Here is a 22924-nt window from a genome sequence, read left to right on the forward strand (position 1 = left end):
TGCCCATGCAGCGGGAAGCCCCGCTCGTCCGCCTCGGGGGGGTGCGGACGAGCGGGGCCCGTGTCTGACGTTAGTCCTGGCTCTGCCGGTGTGTGTTCCAGGCCCGCGCGGCGGTCTTCATCGTCTGCGACCAGTTGTCGGGGCTCTGCTTGGCGATGGAGTCCCACAGGCGTTCTTGGACGCGGGCGAGGGTGTCGAGCCCGGCCGGTGGGGCGGTCTTCCACGCGGGGTGCGTGGCGGCGACGCTTTCGGCCTGCTCGGCTGTGTGGCCGTCGGCGATCAGCCACAGCAGCCACAGCGCGGGGTCGATCCATGCCGCTCCGGTCGATGCCCACGCCCAGTCGACGAGCACGGCGCCGGCCTTCGTGATGATGACGTTGTGCGGGTTCCAGTCGGTGTGGAGAAGGCTGTCCCCCTCGAACCACTTCAGCTCGGCGGGGCTTTCGACGTACGTCCTGTACCGGTCCGCCATGGTCTTCAGCTCGACGCCGGGGGCTCGCAGCCGGGCGAGCTGCCCCATGGTCGCGGAGATCTGGGACAGGTCGGAGGCGCCGGGCGTGTAGTCGGCGTGGTCTCCCTCGACGTACTCGAAGCCGAGAAGGCTCCACCCGTCGGCTTCCTCGTACCAGTGCAGCGCGGGGGTGAGGTCGCGGACGTGCGGGTTGATCTTCGCCTCGCGTGCCTGTGTCCAGACGCGGGGGTGATCGAGGGGGAGGCCCTTGACGAACAGGGTGTGCGGGGAGCGGCGGCCGGTTCGGACACAGGCGGCAATGGAGCTGTTGTAGCCGCCGTGAACGGTGCCCAAGTCGGTGATCGGGCCGCTGTTCTTCTCGATCAGTGCTTGCACTGCGTCCGGCAGCTCGGTGATACGCGGGGTGGGCATGGAATCTCCAGAGGTGCGGGGAGTTGGGGCCGCGCGGGGAGGCGCGGCCCCAACTGGTGGCGCTACTTGTACGGGTTGTCGTCGTTGCAGCCGGACTCCACGCTTGCGGTGAGCGCGGACACGTCGTCGACCAGGACGATCCCCGCCGGGTCGGCGGGTGCCTCGGCCGCGGGCGGGGGCGTGATCTCGACCATGACAGCAGTCATGACGACCTCTCTCCGTGTTGGCAGTAGTTCTTGAGTGGCGCCTTCGCGGCCTGGAAGACCTGTGCCATCGGTCGGCACACCCGGCAGGTGGCGGAGAGCTTGCAGCCGCTGCATCCGCCGGTGCGAAGCATGAGGGACTCGGCGATCTGGCCGAGTCGGGCAAGGCCTGGCACGCCTTCGGCGGTCAGGTCGATGTTCGGTTCCCGGCCGACCTTGCAGATCGAGGCCCGGCCGAACGGGTCGGCGTGGAAGAACGTCACGCCGGCCGGGCAGCCGGTGAACGGCTTCCGGTCGGTGAGGTATTCGGGGGACTGGGACGGCAGAGTTTCTGCGGTGCCGTGGATGGTGGGGGAGATGTTGGCGTACTCGCGGAACGGCATCCCGAGCTCGGCGGCCCAAGCGCGCATGGCCTCGGCCTCATGCGCGTTGGTGCGCACGATGATCAGGCTCAGGTCGATGCGCAGGCCCGCGGCGAGTGCCTTGTGTACGCCTTCGCGGAACCGGTCGAAGCCGCCGCGGCGGCGGGTCACCGCGTCGTACGTGCTGGCCGTCGCGCCGTACAGGCTCAGTGTCAGCTTGGTGGGCGGGTAGGCGCGGAGCACGTCCAAGACCCTGTCCCGGCGCAGCTGTGACCCGTTGGACAGGACTTCGAGCTGCATCCCCATCTCGTTGGCGAGCCGGTACGACGCGGGGAAGTCGGGATCGATCAATGGCTCCCCGCCGGTGATCTGGAGCCAGATCACCCCGGCGTCCCGCATGACCTCCAGGAGCCTGCGTTTGCCGGCCATGTCCAGGCCCTCAAAGCGCTTCTCGCCGAGGTAGCACATCTCGCAGTCGTAGTCGCAACCGAGATTGATCTCCCACGTGGCGCGGCTGAACTCGTACGGCCCCGCCTCGCGCATCAGCAGCACATCCGTGAGGGCCTGGCCGCAGACGTCCATCTGCCACTGTGCAGCGACGGCGTCGCCAAGCCACCCGGGGACGGTGCTCCGCGTGCGCAGCTCTTCGAATCGGGCATGGGGGAGCTGCACGGCTTTCGGGCTTCCCCGCCGCAGTACCAAGCGGTGGTCTCCGAACGGTGTGGCAATGAGCTCGGGCATGACGTTTCCCCTCACGGTTGGGGTCCCTGCTGCCGGGGGGAGCCAGGTCAGTTGCCCGGCGGCAGGGAGCAGGCCGCGTGCGGCGGCGGGACTGGGGCGTATGCCGCCACCGCGCGCGGGGATCAGGAGTCGGTACTGAAGAACCCTTGGAGGAGTGCCTCCTCGGGGACCGGGCCCGGCTGGAAGCGGTGGAGGAGATCGGCCAGGGGCCAGTGCGGAACGAGACGGTCACCGCGGCACGGACGGAGCCAGTACGGGCCCGCTGGAGCCGTCTGCCGCACGGCGGGCAGGGTGAGCTCGTAGGGGGCGCCCCGGCACACGCCGTGGGCGCTGTCCCAGACGGCGTGCGTGCCCGGAGGGACGAGCCATATGAACCAGTCCCGCTCCGGGTCCGCGATCACGGGTCCGCAGGCGGGAGCGTCCGAGCGGGCGCCGCGCGGTCGCTGGACTTCGTCCATGAGGTCCACGACCGCGTAGGCCTCGGGGCCGGCGGCCGTCACGACGGCGTCGAAGAACTGGCCGCCCAACGGCAGGCGACTCGGCCGACCCTGCTGGACGTCCATCAGGTTCCGCACCCGTGCGGCGAGGGTGCCCATGTCCGGCGCAACCTCTTCGGGCGCGACGGCCAGGTCCCGCGCCGCAAAGTCGACGCGTTCCGGAAGTCCGCGCAACCGCGCCGCGCGCTGGGGGAGGGGCGTGTGCGTCATGCCGAGCCGTCCCACGTCGCAGGGAGGATGACTTGCACGGTCTTGCCGACGTCCGCGCCGTCGTCGTCCCGCTTCACGTCCCACGAGACGGTTCCGCGGTAGTGGGCCGCCCACGCCAGCCCCGTGGGGGCGGGCCTGGTCTCGTGGCTCTGGTTCGCGACCTGCTCGAAGTCCGGGAAGTCGGGGCGCGCGTCGTCGACCTCGATGAGCAGTTCGCTGGTGCCGGGATGAGCGATCAGCCGGACGACGATCTTCCCGTCGTGGAAGGGCTGTCCGTGCCGGGCGGCGTTGTCGGCCAAGTGCCCGATGACGCGGGCGGCGGCGTCGACGTTGCCGGGCCACCCGCAGACGGCGAGGCGGGGCCGGGATCGCAGCCGGGCGTTCGCCCCCGCTCCGCGATCGGCGATCAGACGGGTGGACCACCGGAACGGGCCCGGTTCTGCGGGCAACGGCAGGAGCGCGGTCGCCGTGCCGGCCGGACTCAGCGCGGTGACGCTTGATCCTTCTGCGGTGGCGGCGTGACGCTTCTCTGGGGGGTTCACGGGTGGCTCCTTGTCTGGCTGTGGTGCTCCGTGCATCCGTCTCCCAGCCCGGAGACACCTTCTGTAGCTGGTGCTGCTCTAGTCACCGCTGCTCCAAGGGCTGAGAACGATCGCTTCTTGTAAGAGGTAATCGCGTGGTCACGCTCTGCGGGTACCGTTGATGACTGGTGGGACCGTGAACACCGTGAACGCCATGAGCTGTCGGGAGTTGAGTACATGGCCACGAGGAATCGCACACCCAACCCCGCCCTTGCCGGGCTGCTTGACCAGGCACGATGGACGCGCACACAGCTCGCTCAGCAGGTCAACAGGCTTGGCCCACAGGCCGGGTTGGAACTGACGTACGACCGGACGGCGGTAGCGCACTGGATCGCTGGCACGCCGCCGAAACCCGAGGTCAGGCCGCTGATCCTGGAAGCGCTGTCCGCGCGCTTAGGCAGACCGGTCACGCACGCGGAAGCTGGCCTGCAACCCGCTCTGCCCGTCGGTGACTCTCTCTCAGTCGACACTGTGGAGGAGCTGATCGACCTCGGAAGGGCGGACATGGACCCATCTCGTCGAAGCCTCCTGGCTGCGACTCTCTTCACCGCAGCACTCTCGGTCCCCGCCTTTCAGCAGGATGCACGGGCGGCCGACGAGCCGATAACACCGGGCAAGGCCACCACCCGCATCGGAGCGTCACAGGTCGCCTCCGTCCGGTCCATGACGGAGCGCATCGCGGACATCCTCGACGAGTTCGGGGCCGGGCACGCGCGCCCGATGGCCGCCGCGTTCCTGGTCAACACCGTCGGGCCGTGGCTACGAGCGCAGGCCTCCGAGCCGGTGAAACAGGACATGCTCGCCGCCGCATCAGACCTGACGTACCTCACCGGCTGGATGGCCATGTACGAGAAGGCCCACGGCCTTGGCCAGACGTACTACGTGAACGCGCTCAGGCTCGCCAACGAGGCGGAAGACCACGTCACCTACTGCCGGACCCTGCGCGGCATGTCGCTCCAGGCATCGAGCCTGGGGCACGGGCGTATGTCCCTTGAGCTCGCGGACTCGGCCGCAGAAGCAGCGCCCTCGGCCGGCCCCCGTCTCGTGGCCTTCCTGCGCGGGCAACAGGCGCATGCGGCCTCGATGGTGGGCGACCGGCGGCAGGCTCACACCCGGCTCCGGGAAGCCGAGACGGCCCTGTCGAAGGCGGACAACCGGCGGGACGCGATCGGCGGATACGACCAGACCGCCTACCTCTTCCACGTGTCGCACGTGCTCATGGAAGAGGGAGACCTGGAGGGCAGCATCGCAGCGATGCGGCAGTCCATCCGGGTGCAGCCCGCTGAAGAGCGCCAAGGCCGCGTCCACGCCTACGCCGTGCTCGCACAGCGTCAGCTCCGCATCGGGCACGTCGATGCGTCGTGCGAGTCATGGGGGCGGTTCCTGGACGAGTACGAGCATGTTTCTTCCGTGCGCGGTGACGACCACTTCGGAACGATGCGCAGGGAGCTCGCCCCGCACGCCGCTTCCCGCTCGGTCAAGGAGCTGGGCGCGCGTGTTCGCGAGGTAGCCGCGGCTAAGGCCTGAAACGATAGGTGCTTCCGGGGGAGCTGTCGGAACCCCCCCCGGAAGCAGCCGTCGCGATAGGGCCATCCTGCCGCAGACGTGTAGGACAGGCCGAGATCGGTATGCGCGTCGATGATGCGGGATCATCCTCTCTGTCATGTGCACGTTGAAGTGTGGCGTCATGGCTGTGGTCCGCTGTGGAGGGACCGTCCGCCCCGACGATTCCATCCAGATCGGCCCCCGCCGCCGCCTCACCGTCAGCTGGAATGGGACTAGGTTCTTGTTCCGTGGTCAGCGACGTGCCCAAGATGGCGGCAAGGCGGAGTGCAGCCTGGTAGCGTCTCGCGCTTCGCCAGGGAGCGGTGCTGCCTGATTGGATCTCGGCGATGACATCGGACACCGAGGCAATGCGGAACCACTGGTGGTGGCGGCCCGGTTGGAGCGTGGGCCGCCGTTTCTACACGTGGCACCTCACCTTCGAGGGGCAGGACGATGTGCACCGGCTGGCCGCCGAGTACCGGGCCGCTCTCGCTCCGCTCGGCGAATGCGTCACCCTGATCCCCGATCAGTGGCTCCACCTCACCATGCAGGGCATCGGCTTCGTGGGGGAGACGAGCGAGAAGGACGTCGACAAGATCGTGGCCGCCGCTGGGGAGCGCCTCGCCGAAGTGCCGGCCTTCGATACCGAGATCGGCCCTGCCGTCATTGACCCGGAAGCCATCCTGTTGCACGTTCACCCGGATACGCCAGTGCGACGGGTACGCGACAGCATCCGCGCGGCCATCGGCGACGTCCTCGATGAGGTACCGGAGAAGGCCGAAGGGTTCACACCTCACGTATCCGTGGCCTACAGCGCCAGCGATGGTTCGACCACAGCGGTTACAACTGCCTTGGCAGGCCTTGATCACACGTCCGCCCGTGTACGAATCACCAGTGCCCAACTGATCGTGCTGCACCGCGACCGGCAGATGTATGAGTGGGAGACGTACGCCACGGTTCCGCTGGGCTGATCCAAGGCGGCATTGAGGCACAAGGCACACTGCGGTGCCGCCAATACCTGAGCAGACCGCGCATCAAAAGCCACGCTCAGGAGCGTTGACCGAATGGAGGGCCGGTCCTTGGGTCTCGCACCGGTGGGGGTCGTGGTGGGGCCACGGCCGGGCCCGCTCCAGAGCAAGATCTTTTTGGCGCCCGGAGCTCCACGCGTCTGTCGCGCTGGCCTGCGCTGGTGGGGGCTGTGGTCGGGTCCGGAGAGGTACCGGTAGAGGCTCGTTACCGGAAATTGATGTGGCTGGTCGGGTTGCTTTGGTCGGCCCCGCCACTCCTACGGTGAAAGCAGTACGAGTCTGTCCCGACTACCTGGCGGCATAGGCTCGTGCATGTCGTACGGAGGCAGTTTTGACGCCACGGCGCCGGCTTTACGGGCTGGCCTGTAACCCGCCCTCGTGCGGGCCAGCAAACTGAGCAACCTGGGACCCAGGACGGCGGGTGTACGAGGGGTTGCGCAGTCGGTCTCGGAGCGTTGCCCGTCACCGACTGCGCAACGTCCATCTCCACGTCCCGCATTGGGCAGTCGATGCCGCACCGACTGCGCACTGGTCGCTCGCAGTGGTGCGAACACTGCGCAACACGGCCACCCATTGCCGCGCCGGCGCACGTGGCCTGAGCCCAACAGGTGCGGTGCTCTCCGGGCTGCCTAGAGCACCGCGATCCCGAACTTGTGCAGGTCAAAGCCATGATGCGCAGCTGTTGCGCAGGCCGGGCGGTGAGGGGGGTTCGGTGGGGGGCTCGAAGACGTATCCGTACGGGTCGACGAACGCGGTGCGCGCGCAGGTGCTGGCGGCGCTGGGGGTGTTGAAGTTGGCGACGGCGGGTCAGATGCACCGGCTGATGGCGCCCGGCCACAAGGACAACAAAGCCTTCCGCAACGCCGCTCTGGACCTGGCCCGGCACGGCCTGACGGTCTCCGAGGGCAGCAGCCGGGACGGGCACAAGATCTGGTCGCTGACCCCGCTCGGCCTCGACGCGGCCGCCGAAGTCCTGGGACGGCCCGTGGGGGAGATGCGCGGCACCGCGCGGGGAGCTGCCCGTTCGGGCGCCCCGCACGCGATGGCGGTGAACGAGACAGTCATCGCCATGACCCGTACGCCCGCCGCGACGACCCGCCCGATACCCCGCCGGCAGCAGACAGAGGAGCCGTCGACGGCCCCGGCCGCCGTCGCGCCGACGCCGGACGCCGAGCCTGATCCCGTCGCGTCGGGGCTGGGGTGGATCGGCTCCTGGACGACCGAAGTCCCTCTCAGCGCCTCCAGCAGCAAGACGAACCGGGCCGGTGTGCGGGTGGACGCGGTGCTGCAGGCGCCGGAGGCGGAGTTGCCGGTGCTGTTCGTGGAGGTCGACAACTGCACTGAGTCGGCCGACGTCCTGGCGGCGAAGTTCGAGAAGTACGTGCGCTACTTCCGCGCGCGGATGAAGAGCTCACTGGGCACCGAGATGCCGGCCTGGCGTGCTCACTACCGGCCCTCGGGACGTGACGGGCACCCGCCGGTGCTGATCGTGTTCAACCCCGGCACACGGATCGGCCCACAGGCTTTGAAGAACCGCATGAACACCGTCATGCATTTGACCCGCACCGTGTGGTCCGGCGCCTGGCATGCATATCCCGACTACGGCGCCCAGGACGGCTACTACGACTACGACGACGCGATCCCCATCCTCTTCACCACTCTCGACCGACTGCGGGACGGAGGGCCGCGCGGGGTGGTGTGGTGGCGGTGCGGCCACGGCCGCTGGGAAACCCTGACCGGTGCCCTCGCCAACCCCAACGACCGCGCGGCATGGTCGGCTCGTACCGAAGAACGCCGCGCCTTGCGCCGGCAGGCTGATCAGGAGCGCGAATGGGGGCAGGAGCAGGCGGCCGCATCCGCACGACGGAACGCGCGACAGGCTCCGGAGCTGTGGCCCGGCGAGCCTGCTCCATCACCTGCCTCAGTGGTACCGGCCTGCGAGCGGTGCGGAGAGCCCCTTACCGGCCGCGGCGAGGACGCTCCCGCTGGGTCTGAGGACGGGCGGCACTGTCCGTCGTGCCGCAGCGATGTCTACCAGTACCCGACTTTGCGGCAGGCGCTCTTCGGGCGCCGACCACGCGGTACGTAGCCATACCCCCTCCAGAGCGCGGCCGGAGCCGGACTACGGCTGGCACTCTAGACCGGGCAGCGACGTCGAATGCTCAGCCCTCGCGCCCCGGTTCACAGGCAGGGACGCGAGCGACGCCCTGTTCCACGACGCCTGAGATGACCGGACACCCGGTGTGCAGGTCCCGTGTCTGTTGTGAATGGTTACGATGAGCTGCTAGCCAGTTCGGGCTCGGGGTGGCGCTCTCTGCTGCGACCAGCCAGCGGCGCGATCCTTGCGTGTGGTCAGAAAGCCGGTGCACCGCTGCGCAATGCAGGGAACTGTGGCCCCAGGATGCGGGGCCGAACGGGCGGACTCGGTGTACTGCTTGCCGAAGTGCCGCACCCAGGCGTGGCGGCTACGACGAGAAGCCGCTGAGGCGCCGGGTGACCGTTGCGAACGGCCGTTGCCGTAAGCATTACCGTGTGACGGCTGTCCATCGTGATCGCAGGCGCACTGGCGCATCCTGCGCGGCCCGAGCAGCTCCCGCGCGCGGATGGTTCGCAGGAAATGACGGTGCCAGCTTGGGTCGGCGACCAGACTTGAAGTGGTGGTGCCGTTCTCATGCCCACAGCCGGTGTCTCGCCCGCAAGTTCCGGGCCTGGGGCAGCGATTCGGACGGACCCCTGTGGCCCGGCACTTCACCCAACTTGCTGAGCCACATGCTGGGCCGATGCGCGCGGCGCCGATTCCCCTACCGGTACCCCTACCGATCCCCCTACCAACTTCCCTACCGGCACCTTCACCTGCCCATCCCGATTCACGCAGGTCGCACCCCTTGACCAGCCCCAACCAGCCGTCCCGACAACCCTCTTACCGCTCCTCCGTCCTGTTCTGCCCCCTAGAAGGCGGGGGCAGAACAGGACGGAGGAGCGGTAAGAGGGTTCGGGCATCGTCAGGTGGGCGTCGCACGTCGGGCGGCGGCCCTCCGCGCTCGCGCCGACCGAGCCGGCGCCCCGGCGAGGTGGTGAGGCGAGGAGCGGCCGGACACTGCACGGGCCCCTGGGGGATTTGCTCTGACATCTCCCGGTGTTCGCGCTGTCCCAACGACTGATGCGTCTCGACGTCACGAGGTCGGGCAGCGAAGCCGAAGCCGTCTGTTCTTTGGCAGCGCTGCCCACCCACGCCACCTGCCGACCTTCACGGGTGCGGCCTCAGTGGGGTTCCTCCATCGAGTCCTCGTGACCGTCGGGAAGGACGCTGAGCCGCCCCCAGGGGCCGTGCTTGCCCGCACAGGTCCCAGCCGAGGCGGACCAGATCGCCATCCCGCACAGCCTGGCATAGCAGTCCTGGAATGGCGGGAGAGCGGCGGACAGCTCGATGCCGAACTTCGCTTCCGCGGCCTCGACGCGTGCCCCTGCTTCCTGCACGCCAGGGTCGGACTACATAGCAAGCGGAAGTTGGGCAGGGAATGGGTCATCCACCCGGGCGGCGGCTGCGGTCCTGCTCGCTTCGTCTGCCGTCGGGAATGTCCGGGCACGGGGTCGTGTTGTGGGGGGTGTGGTTGTGAAGGGGACAGTGTCCCCGGGCCTCACCTATAGCCCATGAGGACGATCGTCCGGCTGAAGCCTCATGGTGCCTTTCGCCGCGTAGGCGACCGCCCTTCACCGCCACACGCACGTCGACGGCCCGCCCGGTACTACGGGGCGGGCCGTTTGCGTCTTTCGCCGTCTGCGCCGCCTCGGCGGAACACCCTCGTGTCGGCGGGGTAGACGGCGGCAGCAGCTGCGCTCCCTCTTGGGCTTCGGAACACCCCCGCTTCGGCGGGGAAGACACACAGCCCGCACAGCCAGTCCGCGACCGGGACGGAACCCCCCCCACGTCGGCGGGTAAGACGTGACCCAGGCCCGGAACCCTGGTCCCGGTCAACGGAACACCCCGGCGGCGGCGGGGAAGACACGTTCTTCGGCAGGGGACCGGCCTTGGGCAGCGGAGCGCCCCCGCGTCGGCGGGGAGGACCGCGGGCGTGCTGCGGGGTCGTCGACCTTCAGCGGAACACCCCCGAGTCGGCGGGGAGGACTTCGGCCTTAACACGGGCCCGCGGAGACTGATCGGAACACCCCCGCGTCCGCGGGGGTGTTCCGATCGCCAAGGACTTCGGCGTCCAGTACCTCGGGTCCTCCCCGCCGATGCGGGGGTGGTCCGACGACGAGGACTGGGCCTAGGAACGGCCGTCAGAGTGTTGGGCCGACGCGACAAGGGGAGTGGTGTCAGCCTGATCGAGAACCTGTGCCAAGGCCAGTGTCGGCGGCCAGGTGGTGCGGGAGATCGTCAAGAACCTGCTCGGACGCGGCACGCCGACCCGCGAGGAGTTGAGTTGATCATGACCGTCGGTAACGCTTTACCCTGATTGCGACCACGCGTTCGAAACGCACGCAAATGCGAGGCGGCCCGACCAGCCGCCCCGGGGGAAACGCGGACTCCTGCCGTTGAACGGCGACTTGGGGTCCGTGCTCTGAGGAAAACATGCACCTGCACGTAAAACAGAAGATCGTCACACTCGCGACCGCCCTGTGCCTGACCCTGGGCGCGGGCACCGCCTCGGCGGCCGGGACGCCGTCGAAGCCAGCGGCGGAGCCCACCCTGCTGGAGATCGCGGCCAAGGTGGCGCAGTACTCCGACTGCGGCTCCCAGCCTCTGCTGGAACGGCCCTCCTGCCTCAAGGAGTTCGCCCTCAAATCCGCCAAGCTCGGCCTCGGCGTGGGCGTCTTCCTCTACGTCACCCGTGACGCGATGAAGGACGAGGGCAGCTCGTTCAAGGAACTGGAGACGGCGCTGACCGAGCTGCACAAGCTCAAGCCCTACCTCCTGCTCGACCCGGACAAAGAAGCCGACCCGGCCAAGAAGAAGCAGATCTACGAGCAGACACTCAAGGCCTTCAAGGCCGCCAAACCGCATGTGGACAAGCTGCGCACCGACCTCGTCAGAGCTTCCCGCCTTCTCGACGCCCACACCGAGTCGGTTGAGGCCCTGGCCGTCCTCGCTGTCGCGGTCGGCGACTACTACCCCGATCCGAAGCCCGTCGATGACCGGCCAGCGAAGGACACCTGGGACATCGCGGGCTTCTTCAAGGACATCGGCAAGAGCCTGGACCAGATCAACGCCGGCTTCGACAAGATGAACGGCGCCCTCGATGACATGAACAAGGCCACCACCGAGGTCAACCGAGGCCTGGATCAGGCCAACAAGGGCATCGAGAAGGCCAACCGGGGGATGGACAAGCTCAACGAGGGAGTCAAGGAAGCCAACAAGGGGCTGGACGAGACCAAGAAGGCCGTCGAGGGCATCGACAAGGCCGCCTCCAAGCTCCACGAGATCCCGGACTTCGACTTCGACTTCTCCCAGCTCGCCGAGAGGATCGGGTCGAAGAACACGACCGCCGAGGAACGGGCCGCCCAGGAGCGCCGGATGTCCGTGCTGCTCAACCTGATGCCCGGGATCGGGGACGCCAAGGGCGTCATCGAAGCCATCACCGGCAACGACCTGGCCACCGGTGAGAAGGTGAGTGGCACCGACCGCGTGCTGGGCTCGCTCGCGCTCATGCGCTGGCTCAAGTACGGGGGCAAGCTGCTCCCGGAAGACATCAAGGCCGCTCGCAAGGGCGACAAGATGCCGAAGTGCAACAGCTTCCCGGCAGGCACGCGGGTCCTCATGGGCGACGGCACTACGGTGCCCATCGAGCAGATCACCGTCGGCGACAGTGTCCTGGCCACCGACCCGGAGGCGGGGATCACCGGCTCGCGGCCGGTCGAGGACACCATCTACACGCCCGACGACGAGGACTTCACCAGTGTCACTCTGGCCGGCGACGGGGGAGCGGAGCCGGCCACGCTCACCGCGACCGACCACCACCCCTTCTGGGTCGAGAACCGGGGGCAGTGGTCGGACGCCCGCGAGCTCAACTCCGGTGATGCGCTGCGCACCCCGGACGGCACCGCGGTGCGCATCGACAAGGTCGCGCACTGGAAGGAGCCGCAGGGCGCCTACAACCTGAGCGTCAACGACCTGCACACCTACTACGTGCTGGCCGGATCCACACCCGTACTCGTCCACAACGCGTCCTGTGGTTTCATCAAGGGAGAGATCCCCGACGCGGCGGCCATCGAACGAGGCTCTCTGGTCAAGATCAAAGAGAAGCAGCTTGAGAAGGCGCTCAAGACCGTCGGAGAGGACCCCCACGGCTTCAAGGCCGACTGGGTGGGGAAGAACAACGTGTCGCGGTTCGACGCGATGCGCGACGGCGAGGGCAGGGTCGTCCTCGTGAGCAAGGACGGGAAGATCTTGGTTCCGACGAATTACAGGTACCGGCCGTGAGCGCGTTCCGGATGTACCTAAGGGTGGTCAGCGAATCCCTGCAGCCGCAGGAGATCTCCGCACGGCTGGGGCGCGAAGCGGACGAAGCGACCGCGATCGGCAGCCGCAGGCGCCCCCAGTCCCCACCCCGCAAGCACGCGACCTGGATTCGCCACGTCCGGGCCCCGGGCGAGTCCCCGCGACCGGAGGCCCTCGAACCGGTGGTCCTGGCCTGGGGACCGGAGTTCGCCGCGGCGCTGGGGCGCTTGGCCGACTCGAAGGACGCCTATGTCTCCCTCGTGGTGGTCCAAGAGATCACCGACCCGGAGGACCCGCAGCAGAAGGGCATTTTCCTGCGCGCGGACCTGTTGGCCTGGCTGGCCCGGGCCGGAGCGTCGCTGGACATCGACCAGTACGTGTATCTCGACTGAGCCGACCGCCGGGGCAGAATCCGGCCCCGGCTACACCAATGCCGGTAGCCGATGACCTGGCCCAGGACAGTGTCTCCGGGCCTCACCTATAGCCCATGAGGATGATCGTCCGGCTGAAGCCTCATGGAGCCTTTCGCCGCGTAGGCGACCGCCCTTCACCGCCACACGCACGTCGACGGCCCGGCCCGTGATTCCACGGGGCGGGCCGTTTGCGTCTTCCGCCGGCTGCGCGACAGCATCGAGCCGCCTCGCAGCCCACGGCCTGTGCCGGGCGGTCGATCCCGGGCGCCCATCGGTACCGGGGTTCAGCGTCTGCCGGGGCGGTGCTTGGCCATGAGCAGGGTCAGTGGTCCCGCGGGCAGGAGGAATCGCTCTTGATTGCACGCCCCGTGATGGAAGGTCCGTGGCCTTCCCTGGGGAAGGGAGCCGTGCCGTTTTCGACGACGAGCGGCCCACGTCGGGAAGGGGGTGTGGCCCGGCCCCGCCAGAGCGCGGACAAGGAACGGGCCATGGCTGAGAACCCTAGACCGGGCAGCGGCATCCAGAGCTCTCAGGCGTTCGCGCATCAGGTCCACTCCCACGTACGCGACCCTGGTCCAACGATCTGAGGCCCGTCCGGATACGGCGCAGCGCGCGATGACGGGGGTCTCTGGGGCCACGTCGGGGCAGCAGTGGTCGACGCTGTTCCAGTCCGTCGTCAGGCAAGGCCGTCGGCCTCCCGCCCGAGCCTAAGGCCGCGCAACGCCAGGCTTTCCTCAGGGGCCTGAACGCCATCGACACCGACATCGTCCACGGCAAGGACGACAAGGCGGTACATCGCGGCATCGACACGTGCGGCATCCTCAAGAGGTTCCCGGGCGACAAGGCCAAGCAGATCGATCAGACCAACCAGCGCTGGAGCAGCCCCACCCACCCGGAGGGGCATGGCCTGACCAAGGCCGCAAAGATCCTCGACGTGGCGCACCAGAACATCTGCCCCGACTTCTGATCAACCCGCTCATCGGCCCGGCCGTGCACAGCACGGCCGGGCCCGCGGGCACGACTCGGTCACGAGTACGGCTGCCCGGTGTGTGGCGAAGCTCCAGAGGCTCTGCCGGCTGTGGCGGGCTGGGGTGCGTAGAAGGCGTCGTCGGCCTCGTGTTCATTTGTACCGCTGGGAACCTACTGGGGGTCGGTGCTGCCGGGTTCGGGGAACATCGAGGGCTTCGTGAGCGGCGAGCCTTTCAGGCACGGAGTGTTCGCGAGCACGTCCGTCTCGCCGAAGCCCTTCACGTAGGAGACAAAGATGGTGAATTTCCCGAACTTGCCCGGGGACGTGTATCGCCCCCTTTTGCCCTGAGCGCGCCATCCGCCCATGGTCCAACCCTGTTTCTGGAGGTCGGCTCGGACTTGCGGGCCAACGTCCGCAGATCCCGCCCCCTGAAGGAGCGACATGATGACCGTGTGTCTGGCGGTGCCCGGATCCTGGCAGTTGGGAGCGGTCTTCACGGCGGGATGTACGGCGCCGATCGGGGGCGGTCCCGACTTCCGTGCAGCCGCGGTCACCTTGAGCAGCAGTTCGTGGAGGCGCTCATCGGCTTGGTTGAGCGTGGTGGCCGTAGTCAATGACTGCGTGGTGGCCGTAGTCGGTGACTGCGTGGTTGCGGAAGTCAAGGGCTGTGTGGTGGACGTGGGGGAGGCCTGTGAGTCCGAGCAGGCTGTGACCAGCGCGAGAGTTCCCAGAGCGGCACATATGGATACTCGACGTCGACGCACGGTTTCCCCTAGAAGATCGCAAAGAGAGCCGATGGTATCTCCAGAGGTCCGGCCGGGCCATGGGGGCTTCCTGCGGCCGTCCGAGGCCGACCATCGCTACGCGAACACGGCCGTTACCCAGTTCCTCCCGTCGGCTTACGCCGCGGACGTGCGGCACTCGGTCATCGACCAGGTCACCCACTGAAGCTCCGTGCTGGTGCACCAGCACCTTCACCGAGGACCAGCACCGGCCCCTGGCCCACTACTGCCACCGCATGCTGCGCCGACTGCAGGAGCACTGCACCGCGCGGGCCCGAGCCCACTGACCGGGTGGGCGGTTTGCAGCTCACGGCGGTCACCATCACCGGGCATGACCAGCCTTGATAGAACGGCTTCATGAGTGCGAACGACGACCAGATCGCGCAGGCCGAGCGCCGCTTCGGAGCCCGGCTTCCCGAGGACTACCGGCGCTTCCTGGCCGCGGAAGGGAGCCTCGCCCGGTTCGTTCCTCCTGCGGACGACTTCCTGATGATCAATCCTGTTGAGGAGCTGATCGCAGTCAATGAGGCCGACGACTTCCAGGAACGCTTCCCCGGGAGCGTCGTCATCGGAGGAGACGGAAGCCGCGAGCTGCTTGCCTACGACTTTCGGCAAGAGCCCCCGCCCCTCGTCCTGCTCGACGTCTCCGCTCAGGACTGGTCGTCCGCCGTCCACCAGGCACCCTCGTTCTCTGCCCTGCTCGAGCAGTTTCCCGAAACCGGATGGAAATGGGACGATTCCGAACCCCCTCCCTCCTGACGGGCGTAACGGGTGCCTGATCCGTCTGGGCTGGCGAAGTGCGCCGCTGCGACGCAGGCCGTAATTGACGACCGTTTTGGTGACGATATGCCTGTGACCTGCAGGTCAGCCGTATCCGTATCGAGATCCGCCTCCGCCTGACCCGTACCGCCTGGGTGCCTAAGATCCACTGATGCACCGATCCCCCTCCGAGCTCATTGCGCAGTGCCGGGAAAACTTCGGCTCCGGGCCGCGGTCGTTCTCCTGGCGAGAGCGGCGGACGTATCTGCGCATACCTCGTCGGATATGGATGTCCGGCGATCCCCTGCTCGAGATTCTCAAACGGCAGGACTTTCTCCTGGAGCAAGGCGTCGTGGTCTGGGCGTCCTTGGTGCAGGCCAACAATCTTCTGTACGAACCGGGCCGTACCGATCACCCGGCCGTCGTGCTCTACTGCGCGGACCAGGAGTTCGACGACCATCCCGAAGACCTGCGCTACGTGGCACGCACTCTGTTCTCCGTCAAGGGCAAGCTTTTGCCGGAGCCGCTGCTGCAGCCCTTCGCCAACATGCTCTGCAGGGAACTGTCCCGCGAGATGCGGATGCCGGTCCCACCAAGCCTGACCGGCAGCCCCGCCGTGTACTGCACGAATGTGATGGTTGCCCGGCGGCACTTGCCGGCAGGAACACTCGACCACGCACTCTTCCCGTTGATCATCCATCCCACCTGCGACGAAACGATGATCCTGCCCAGCCGCTTCTGGCCGGACGACTTGCGTAACGCCTGGGAGAGCGTGCCGGCCTGAGTCCGCACACCGTGCACGACGACGAGGCCGTTGCGGCCCGGTTCACCTGTTCGCATCCGCTGGCTTACACCCTGCGTTCCAGCACGGGCCGCGGACGCCGGCCCGGTGGGGGAGGGCGGTAGCCGGTGGTGGAAGCGAGGTGCTCGCAGACTCCGCCGAATTCGGGCAGCGCGACTACCCATTCCTTCTCCAGGACCGGGAAGAACTATTTGGCCTGGGGGGACTGGTGGGTGGTCTGCCAGGTGTAGCCGGGACTGCTGACGAGGGCCCGGTGGCGGGCTCCGACACCCTGCGGAGGCGTTCGCATGACCTTGACCTCGGCCCACAGCACAGATGGCGTTCTCCTCGAAGGCCGGGCGCAGAGGCTGATCACGTCGGCCGCGTCCGTCGGCGAGCGGGCCGCCGGGCAGGCTCTGGTCGAGGAAGAGACGATCCTCGCCTGCGAGAGTGTGCAGCGGGGGCTCGGTCTCAGCGTCTCGCTGGCCGCGGTGTCCGGCCTCGACGAACGGCGCCTGGCGGTCATGCTCCGCGCCATTGCGCGCCTCGCAGGGAATGACACCCTCGCGGTGGGCACCCGCATCTGACTCTCGCCCCCCGCCCCGTGGCCACCAGCGAAGAGGTACCCGCTCCCTGAGCCAAGGGCGGGCCGGTGTCGGCTGTCCGTCCGTCCTCGGCACCCCAGGCGACATGAGGGCGGCGGGCTCGGCTCGAACTGACGAACCCACCGCGCACCGCCTCTGTAGCCCGCCAATCTGGGTGTCTGGCCATTCCGGTGATCGCGTACTCGCCCGACGAGGAGGGCGGCCGCCGCGTCGGCGTAGACGGGGTGATGCCCGGCCTGGCCTATTCAGTTCGCGACGTTGCCGCGCTGGCCCAGACCGCGGGCCCTCAGGACTTCGACGAGATGGCCCATGGGTCGTCGCAGTGCTCAGGATCGGTCTGGTCGGGGTGGAGCATCTTTCGTACGCAGCGGTGCAGTCCCGTTTCGCCGGATCCGCTGGCAGCGGTCATCCAGGGCAGGGCGTCCATGGTGTGGGCGCGTTCGTCGGTGGCGAGGTCGTCGACGGCGGCGCGCAGGTCGTCGGGGACGGGTTCGTCGGTGAGGCAGAGCCAGCCGATCGCGGCGGCCAGCTGGACTTCGGGCGGCTGTGACCGGTGCTGCCATCGTTCGCGTATCCAGGCGATGGTCGGTGCGTGGGGGTGGGTTCGGGTGGCTTCGGCGGTGGCGAGGACCAGGGCGGCGCAGACGATCGGGTCCTGCTCGGCGGCGAGCCGGGCTCGGAAGGAGGAGCGGACCGTCCCGTGGGGGTCTGTGGCGGTGGCCAGTGTGTAGGCGGCGTGGATGCGTGTGGACGGGTCGGGGTCGCTGAGGAGGGGCTGGAGGAGGGCGATGTCGGCGGTGATCGCGGTCCGGGCGGCGGCGACCGACCAGCCGACGGGGTAGCCGGTCACCTCGACGCCGTAGTCGTCGTACTGATCGCTGTCCTGGGTGTCGGTGCGGTGGAGCAGCAGTTCGTCGCGGGAGGCCACGCCGAAGTAGCGGGCGCGGGCCGGGGCGGAGGCCTCTGCGAGCGCGCCGGCACGGTAGGGGTGGCCGGTATCGGCGGCGATGCGGATCAGGAACGGCACAGCCAGAGCGGCCGCGGCCCGCATGTCGTTGGCGCACATACCAACCACAACGAGCCTTCCGGTGCGAGCGGACGAGTCGTTCACGTGCATCAGGTGAACGGCTTCCCTGACACGATCTCCGCCCGGGAAGTGCTCCCAGGGGACTTGGTCGAGCAGGAAGCCGTCCTTGACCTGGGGCCGGAGGGCGGCCACCGCCGCCCGAACGTCATATGGTCCGCCCGCGAACGAGGACAGTTCCGCCCCGTCCGTCAATGCCCGGCACACCGCAAACGCCGGATCAGTCCGCCATCCGCCCACGTCATCCCCTATTGTCGAGCCGGTCGGAGCCGATCATGCCACCATCAGGTCCGCCTGTTCGAAGGCGCCCAGGGCCGTCTCCCGCTGTCCGTCGACGGCGCTTCGGCCCTCTTCCAGGTGATCAACCAGAAGGTCGGCCCCGAAGCTTTTCGGCTTCCGCCGGGAGCGCAGCAGGCGAGGGCCGACGGACCTTGGTGCGGCAGGGAGCCTTACCGAAGAACGAGGCGAGAACTGCTCGTACGAGTCCTCGCCGCGGTCGTTCATCCACCGGGGAGTTTGCTGCCGTCCCTCAACGTCAGGCGCGCGAGGAGTATTGCCTCGTTTAGTACACACACGGCGTAGGCCGCCACCCTCAACTCCTGCTTCATGCGACGACGTTAGAAGCAACGGTAGCCACCGCTGTGCGCCGGCTCCCGCCGATCTCGGTGAGGTCCGCGAAGGGTTGCCGCGGGGCGTTGGAGGCGGCTTCTTGCCGTCAGCGGGCTTGCGTTTTTTCGGTTCGTTCAGCAAGGAGTTCAAAGACACAGTCGTACGGGCGTCCGCATGCGATTTGCAGTTACGCCAGGTGATCACGATGCTGCAGGGGTTTCTCCACCGTGGCTGGTTCCCATCGTGTCTGTGGGTACGTGAGGGCGAGGCTAGTCCCTTTGCCTGTGGTCTATCTGATGCCGCGGGAAGGGCAGATTCTTCGGGTGACTCCGTGCAAGTGCGTGGCTTGAATCCTTCGGCGGTGTCTTTCTAGTGAACACGGGGGGTATTGACAGTCTTGGTCTTGATGGGGTGTCGCGCATCGGATGATGGCGGACATTTGTGCTGGTCATAGGGCTGTGCGGGACCGGTTTTGTGGTTCAACTCTCCTTGACGGGGCAATGTGAGTCGTCATTAACTCTGGCTTCCTGTGCACAATCTGTGATGCTGGGGTGAGAACTGTGGTGCTGCGGCGGGGGAGTTGTCGTGTGCGTGCTCGAAGAAGGGCCGTACGCGGTGTAGTTGGGGGCGTGTCTGCGGCTGCGGTGCTGCTGTCTGTGCTGCCGGGGGTGACGGTAGTTGCGGCTGGTGATGCCCGAGCCGCCTCGCGGGCGTCGGTGGTGTCGGAGGAGTCCGCATCCCAGCGGGCTGCGGCGACCGGTGAGCCGGTAGAGGTCACTGCGGCACGGTCCGAATACACGACCACGGTCGCCAACCCTGATGGCACGTTCACGCTGACCCAGACGACCGAACCCCAGCGGGCTCGAGGCACGGACGGCGCCTGGCGGGACATCGACGTCACGCTGGAGAAGCGATCGGACGGCACGATCGGCCCGAAGTCGTCCGTCGTGGATATGTCGTTCTCCGGCGGGGGAAGCGGCTCGAGTCTGCTGCGGCTTGACCACGAAGGCCAGGAGCTTAAGCTCGGCTGGCCTTCCTCGCTGCCTACCCCGACTCTGGACGGGGCGACGGCAACCTACTCCGATGTGCCGGTTACCGGCGCGGACTTGCAGCTCACCGCGACGGCAGAGGGCTATCGAGAGGTCGTGGTGGTCAATACGGCCGAAGCGGCGTCCAGCCCCGAGCTGGAGAAGATCAAACTCACCGCCACGGGCGACGGCCTGAGCGTCATTCCCGGCGAGGGAGGCGGCGTGCGAGCCGTGGACGCGGACGGCAACGCCGTCTTCCGCGGTCCAGCCGGCCAGATGTGGGACTCCGCCGGAACCGACAATGCCGGCCCGCACACCCAGCTTCGCGCGAGCTCAGCCGCACAGCAGACCCAAACGCAGCAGGAAAACCCGGGTAACGATCCTGGTCCCGCACAGCCTGACGACGGCGATGCCACCGCAGAACTCCCCGTCACCGTGAGCGGCGGCTCTCTATCGGTGCGCCCGGACCTGGACCTGCTCCGCGGACAGAACACCATTTACCCGGTGTACATCGATCCGCCTGTGGGCCTGGGCGTCTCGGAATGGACCAAGCTGTCCTCGGACGGCGACAAGTTCTGGAAGTTCAGCGAGCCCAAAGGCGTGGGCCGGTGCGGGATCGCAGACGGATACGGCTGCGCCGCCAGTGCCTACACCGACCGCATGTACTTCGAGTTCGGCCCCGGCGCCTTGGCCGGCAAGCACGTGCTGGATGCGACATTCCGCGCCTATGAGACATGGTCGTTCAACTGCTCCCCGTACTGGGTTGATTTGGAGCGGACGGACAACATCAGCGAAGGCACCAGATGGCCGGGCCCCAAGTCTCTGGACCAGATGGGTGACAGGTACGTCTCCGCAGGCCGCGGGGACCTGTGCTCTCCCGAGCAGCCCAAGTCGTGGATCGAGTTCAACGACAACCCGCAAGAGCCGGACGAGAACCTCACCTCGACCGTGAGGGCCTTCGCGGACGGCAAGTTCCCCCGCCTGACGCTCATGCTGCGAGCCAAGGACGAGACCGAGCCGCGGGCCTGGAAGCGTTTCGACAACAACGCGGAGCTGAAGGTCTGGTACGTGCACACGCCCGGCGTCCCGACATCGGTCGGTGCCATCCCGGGCACGGGCACAACCGCCGCCTGCAAGACCTCGGCATCCGACCCGCTGACGGCGACCATGGACACACCGACCGTCCAGGCTCGAGTGCAGACCAAGGTCGAACCGCGCCAGGGCGAGGAAGAAGGTTCCCTGCAAGCCGAGTTCGTCATGCAGCGATCCAGCACCGACACCCCCTCCGGCAGTTGGTCGCAGGTGTGGAGTGACTACAAGCCGGACTCCGGATGGGTGCCCGACGGCACGCTGGAGAAGGCCACAACGAGCAAGCGCGCGGATGGGGGCCTGTACCGCTTCCGTGCCCGAACGCAGTCGCACTGGAGCTACGACGGGACACCCGGAGACCTGTTCTCGCCCTACTCGGCATGGTGCTACCTCAGGATTGACTCAACGGCCCCGAAAGAACCGTCCATCACATCGGCCGGCCCCTACACGGCGTGCCTCACCGATGACTGCGCCCCCCATGGCGGCCCGGGTATCGCCGGCACGTTCACCTTCAGCCCCAACGCGGCAGACAAGGACGTGAAGGCATACCGCTGGCGGTTCATGACCAGCGATGCCGCCGCGACCAAGACGGTGAACGCGTCGACGACCAATGCCCCAGTGACCCGCACGGACATCAAGCCGAGCCTGTCAGGCCTGCAGACACTGTCCGTCGAGGCCAGCGACCTGAAAACCGACAAGAGCGGAAACGTGCGCTGGGGTCCGCCCGCCTACTTCTACACGAAGGTGGACCTAGCACCCGGCGCCAGCGGCCGCTGGCACTTTGGGGAACTCAAGCCCGGATCCGGCACCATGACGGCGACCGACACCGCAACTGTCGGCAGCCGACACAACGCAACCCTGGTCGGCGAGGCGGGAACCGGCGGCTCCACCCGCGCACGCCGCGGGGCCGGGGACTACTCCCTGCGTCTGAACGACGACACCGCAGTCCCGGCGGAGCAGACCGGCCATGCGGCGACGGCCTCGCCCGCGGTGAACACTCAGAGCGCGTTCACCGTGTCCGCCTGGGTGTACCTCACCGATGCCTCCGTCAACCGGGTGGTGCTCTCGGAGCCAGGCTCCAACACCAGCGCCTTCGCCCTGTACTACTCAGCAACCTACAAGAAGTGGGTCTTCAACCGCGCCGACAAGGACAGGTCGAGCCCGGTCTTCATCCGCTCCCTTGCTGACGCCTCTAATCCGCCGCTGAAGGTGTGGACCCACCTGACCGGGGTTTTCGCCACCAACAAGGACAGCACCACAAGCGACGACACGATCCAGCTGTTCGTCAACGGACAGCCCCAGGGCGATCCCGTGGTCCTTGCCGACGACGCCGCCTCCTACGAGCCCTGGGCCGCAACCGGCGGACTGCAGTTCGGCCGCTCGGTGTCCGCAGGAACAGGAGCGGATCACTTCTTCGGCCTCCTGGACGAGGCGGCCGTCTTCCAGGACGCCCGTCAGCCCGACCAGGTCCGGCAGGAGTTCCGTCTCGAGCAGGACGGCGTGCCGGCCAACGAACTCGTCGCGCACTGGGATGCCACCATTTCACCTCCGTCCGGAAGCCAGATGATCGAGAGCCCGGAGGATCCGGACAACCCGGCCAGTACATCCTTCCCCTACCAGCGCGGCGGCCTGACACTGCATGCGGGAGCCGCACTGACGGGCGAGGATGCCACCGCCCTGGTCATGAACGGCACCTCCGGGTACGCCTCCGCCACTGGTCCGGTGGTCGACGAGACCGGCTCGTTCACGGTCTCCGCACGCGTGCGGCTGAACAAGACCTTGCTCGAGTCCAAGCCGGACGGCTACCGCGGACTGGTCGCGGCCCAGGCCACACCGGCAGGCAAGGAATCCTCCTGGGCGCTGTGGATCGAGAAGATCGCAAGCGGCATCTATCAATGGAAGTTCGGGCGGACCGCTGTCGACTCCACCGGCAAGGTCGTAGCAACCGCGCTCGCACCGGCCGAGGAACCCGTCGGTGACAAGGAACTCAACACGTGGGTCGATGTCACAGGTGTCTTCGACGCTGCCGCTGATTTCGTCGGCAAGAGCGACGGAGCCCAGCATTTCGGAGTCGCCAAGCTCTATGTCGGACCCTTCGCCCAGGTCGGCGAGGAAGATGCCGGACTTGCCGCAGCGCAGCAAGGCAACGGCACGCTCTCGGCAGGCAGCGGCCAAGCGGCCGGCGCGACGGGCAACTACCTGCCCGGCGACCTCGCGAAGCTGCGCCTGTGGACCGGCGCGATGACAGGGGACCAGGTGAACAACCAGATCGCCCAGCCGTCGACATAGACGCTGCCGGCACCCCCTTCCATCGA

19 protein-coding genes are annotated in these 22924 nt (G+C 67.7%); 10 read left to right on the forward strand and 9 right to left on the reverse strand.

Annotated features, from left to right (window positions below; genetic code table 11):
• Positions 1-70: 70 nt before the first annotated feature.
• The 5 genes from IO36_RS29345 to IO36_RS43400 all read right to left on the reverse strand — a co-directional run bounded on the left by IO36_RS29345 (position 71) and on the right by IO36_RS43400 (position 3438).
• Positions 71-883 (reverse strand): phosphotransferase family protein, encoded by an 813-nt coding sequence (locus IO36_RS29345; protein WP_037624116.1) that lies wholly within the window; start codon positions 881-883, stop codon positions 71-73.
• A 62-nt stretch (positions 884-945) separates the two neighbouring features.
• A complete protein-coding gene (locus IO36_RS47495; protein ID WP_167347427.1) occupies positions 946-1089 on the reverse strand; it encodes a hypothetical protein in 144 nt (47 codons plus the stop codon).
• Positions 1086-2189, reverse strand: a complete 1104-nt coding sequence (locus tag IO36_RS29350; RefSeq protein ID WP_037624117.1) for a radical SAM protein — start codon at positions 2187-2189, stop codon at positions 1086-1088. The genes IO36_RS47495 and IO36_RS29350 overlap by 4 nt, the downstream gene beginning before the upstream one ends.
• 122 nt (positions 2190-2311) lie before the next feature.
• The gene (locus tag IO36_RS29355; protein WP_051901038.1) at positions 2312-2896 is read right to left on the reverse strand and encodes a hypothetical protein; all 585 of its coding nucleotides are present in this window, start codon (positions 2894-2896) and stop codon (positions 2312-2314) included.
• Positions 2893-3438, reverse strand: coding sequence for an ATP-binding protein (locus IO36_RS43400; protein WP_051901039.1), 546 nt, complete (start codon positions 3436-3438; stop codon positions 2893-2895). Before IO36_RS43400 ends, IO36_RS29355 begins: the two co-directional genes overlap by 4 nt.
• 216 nt (positions 3439-3654) lie before the next feature.
• Here IO36_RS43400 and IO36_RS29365 point away from each other — a divergent pair, with 216 nt between their 5' ends.
• The 3 genes from IO36_RS29365 (at position 3655) to IO36_RS29375 (ending at position 8139) form a co-directional block, all read left to right on the forward strand.
• Entirely contained in the window at positions 3655-5004 is a 1350-nt protein-coding gene (locus IO36_RS29365) for an NsdA family TPR-like regulatory protein (protein ID WP_037624118.1), read from the forward strand.
• A gap of 365 nt (positions 5005-5369) precedes the next feature.
• Positions 5370-5993 carry a 2'-5' RNA ligase family protein gene (locus IO36_RS29370; RefSeq protein WP_078943511.1) on the forward strand — a complete coding sequence of 208 codons (624 nt, stop codon included), beginning with the start codon at positions 5370-5372 and terminating at the stop codon, positions 5991-5993.
• 769 nt (positions 5994-6762) lie between these two features.
• Positions 6763-8139, forward strand: coding sequence for a replication-relaxation family protein (locus tag IO36_RS29375; RefSeq protein WP_051901040.1), 1377 nt, complete (start codon positions 6763-6765; stop codon positions 8137-8139).
• A gap of 1172 nt (positions 8140-9311) precedes the next feature.
• Here IO36_RS29375 and IO36_RS29380 read toward each other — a convergent pair.
• Positions 9312-9527 (reverse strand): hypothetical protein, encoded by a 216-nt coding sequence (locus IO36_RS29380; protein WP_051901041.1) that lies wholly within the window; start codon positions 9525-9527, stop codon positions 9312-9314.
• A 1096-nt stretch (positions 9528-10623) separates the two neighbouring features.
• Here IO36_RS29380 and IO36_RS29385 point away from each other — a divergent pair.
• Both IO36_RS29385 and IO36_RS29390 read left to right on the forward strand, forming a co-directional pair.
• Positions 10624-12471, forward strand: a complete 1848-nt coding sequence (locus IO36_RS29385) for a polymorphic toxin-type HINT domain-containing protein (RefSeq protein WP_051901042.1) — start codon at positions 10624-10626, stop codon at positions 12469-12471.
• On the forward strand, positions 12468-12881 hold the full coding sequence (locus IO36_RS29390) for a DUF4279 domain-containing protein (RefSeq protein WP_037624120.1): 414 nt from the start codon (positions 12468-12470) through the stop codon (positions 12879-12881). The genes IO36_RS29385 and IO36_RS29390 overlap by 4 nt, the downstream gene beginning before the upstream one ends.
• A 697-nt stretch (positions 12882-13578) precedes the next feature.
• On the opposite strand, the gene IO36_RS47065 is transcribed toward IO36_RS29390, so the two are convergent.
• Positions 13579-13845, reverse strand: a complete 267-nt coding sequence (locus IO36_RS47065) for a hypothetical protein (protein ID WP_158997561.1) — start codon at positions 13843-13845, stop codon at positions 13579-13581.
• Between the two features lie 197 nt (positions 13846-14042).
• Positions 14043-14486 (reverse strand): hypothetical protein, encoded by a 444-nt coding sequence (locus IO36_RS47070; RefSeq protein WP_158997563.1) that lies wholly within the window; start codon positions 14484-14486, stop codon positions 14043-14045.
• Positions 14487-14667: 181 nt separating this feature from the next.
• Between IO36_RS47070 and IO36_RS47075 the strand changes: the two genes are divergently transcribed.
• From IO36_RS47075 to IO36_RS29405, 4 genes are all read left to right on the forward strand, one after another.
• Positions 14668-14820 carry a hypothetical protein gene (locus IO36_RS47075; protein ID WP_158997565.1) on the forward strand — a complete coding sequence of 51 codons (153 nt, stop codon included), beginning with the start codon at positions 14668-14670 and terminating at the stop codon, positions 14818-14820.
• 191 nt (positions 14821-15011) lie between these two features.
• Positions 15012-15413, forward strand: a complete 402-nt coding sequence (locus tag IO36_RS29395; RefSeq protein WP_037624121.1) for an SMI1/KNR4 family protein — start codon at positions 15012-15014, stop codon at positions 15411-15413.
• Positions 15414-15585: 172 nt separating this feature from the next.
• Complete coding sequence (locus IO36_RS29400; RefSeq protein WP_209441285.1) at positions 15586-16197, forward strand: hypothetical protein; 612 nt, start codon at positions 15586-15588, stop codon at positions 16195-16197.
• A 305-nt stretch (positions 16198-16502) separates the two neighbouring features.
• Positions 16503-16781: a hypothetical protein gene (locus IO36_RS29405; RefSeq protein ID WP_037624123.1), complete on the forward strand. Its 279-nt coding sequence runs from the start codon at positions 16503-16505 to the stop codon at positions 16779-16781.
• 304 nt (positions 16782-17085) lie between these two features.
• Here IO36_RS29405 and IO36_RS29410 read toward each other — a convergent pair whose 3' ends face one another.
• Positions 17086-18018 carry a hypothetical protein gene (locus IO36_RS29410; protein WP_245173526.1) on the reverse strand — a complete coding sequence of 311 codons (933 nt, stop codon included), beginning with the start codon at positions 18016-18018 and terminating at the stop codon, positions 17086-17088.
• Between the two features lie 2162 nt (positions 18019-20180).
• Between IO36_RS29410 and IO36_RS29420 the strand changes: the two genes are divergently transcribed.
• A complete protein-coding gene (locus IO36_RS29420; RefSeq protein ID WP_245173532.1) occupies positions 20181-22898 on the forward strand; it encodes a laminin G domain-containing protein in 2718 nt (905 codons plus the stop codon).
• Positions 22899-22924: the final 26 nt, after the last annotated feature.

The organism is Streptomyces aureus (assembly GCF_000725495.1).
GTDB lineage: Bacteria > Actinomycetota > Actinomycetes > Streptomycetales > Streptomycetaceae > Streptomyces > Streptomyces aureus_B.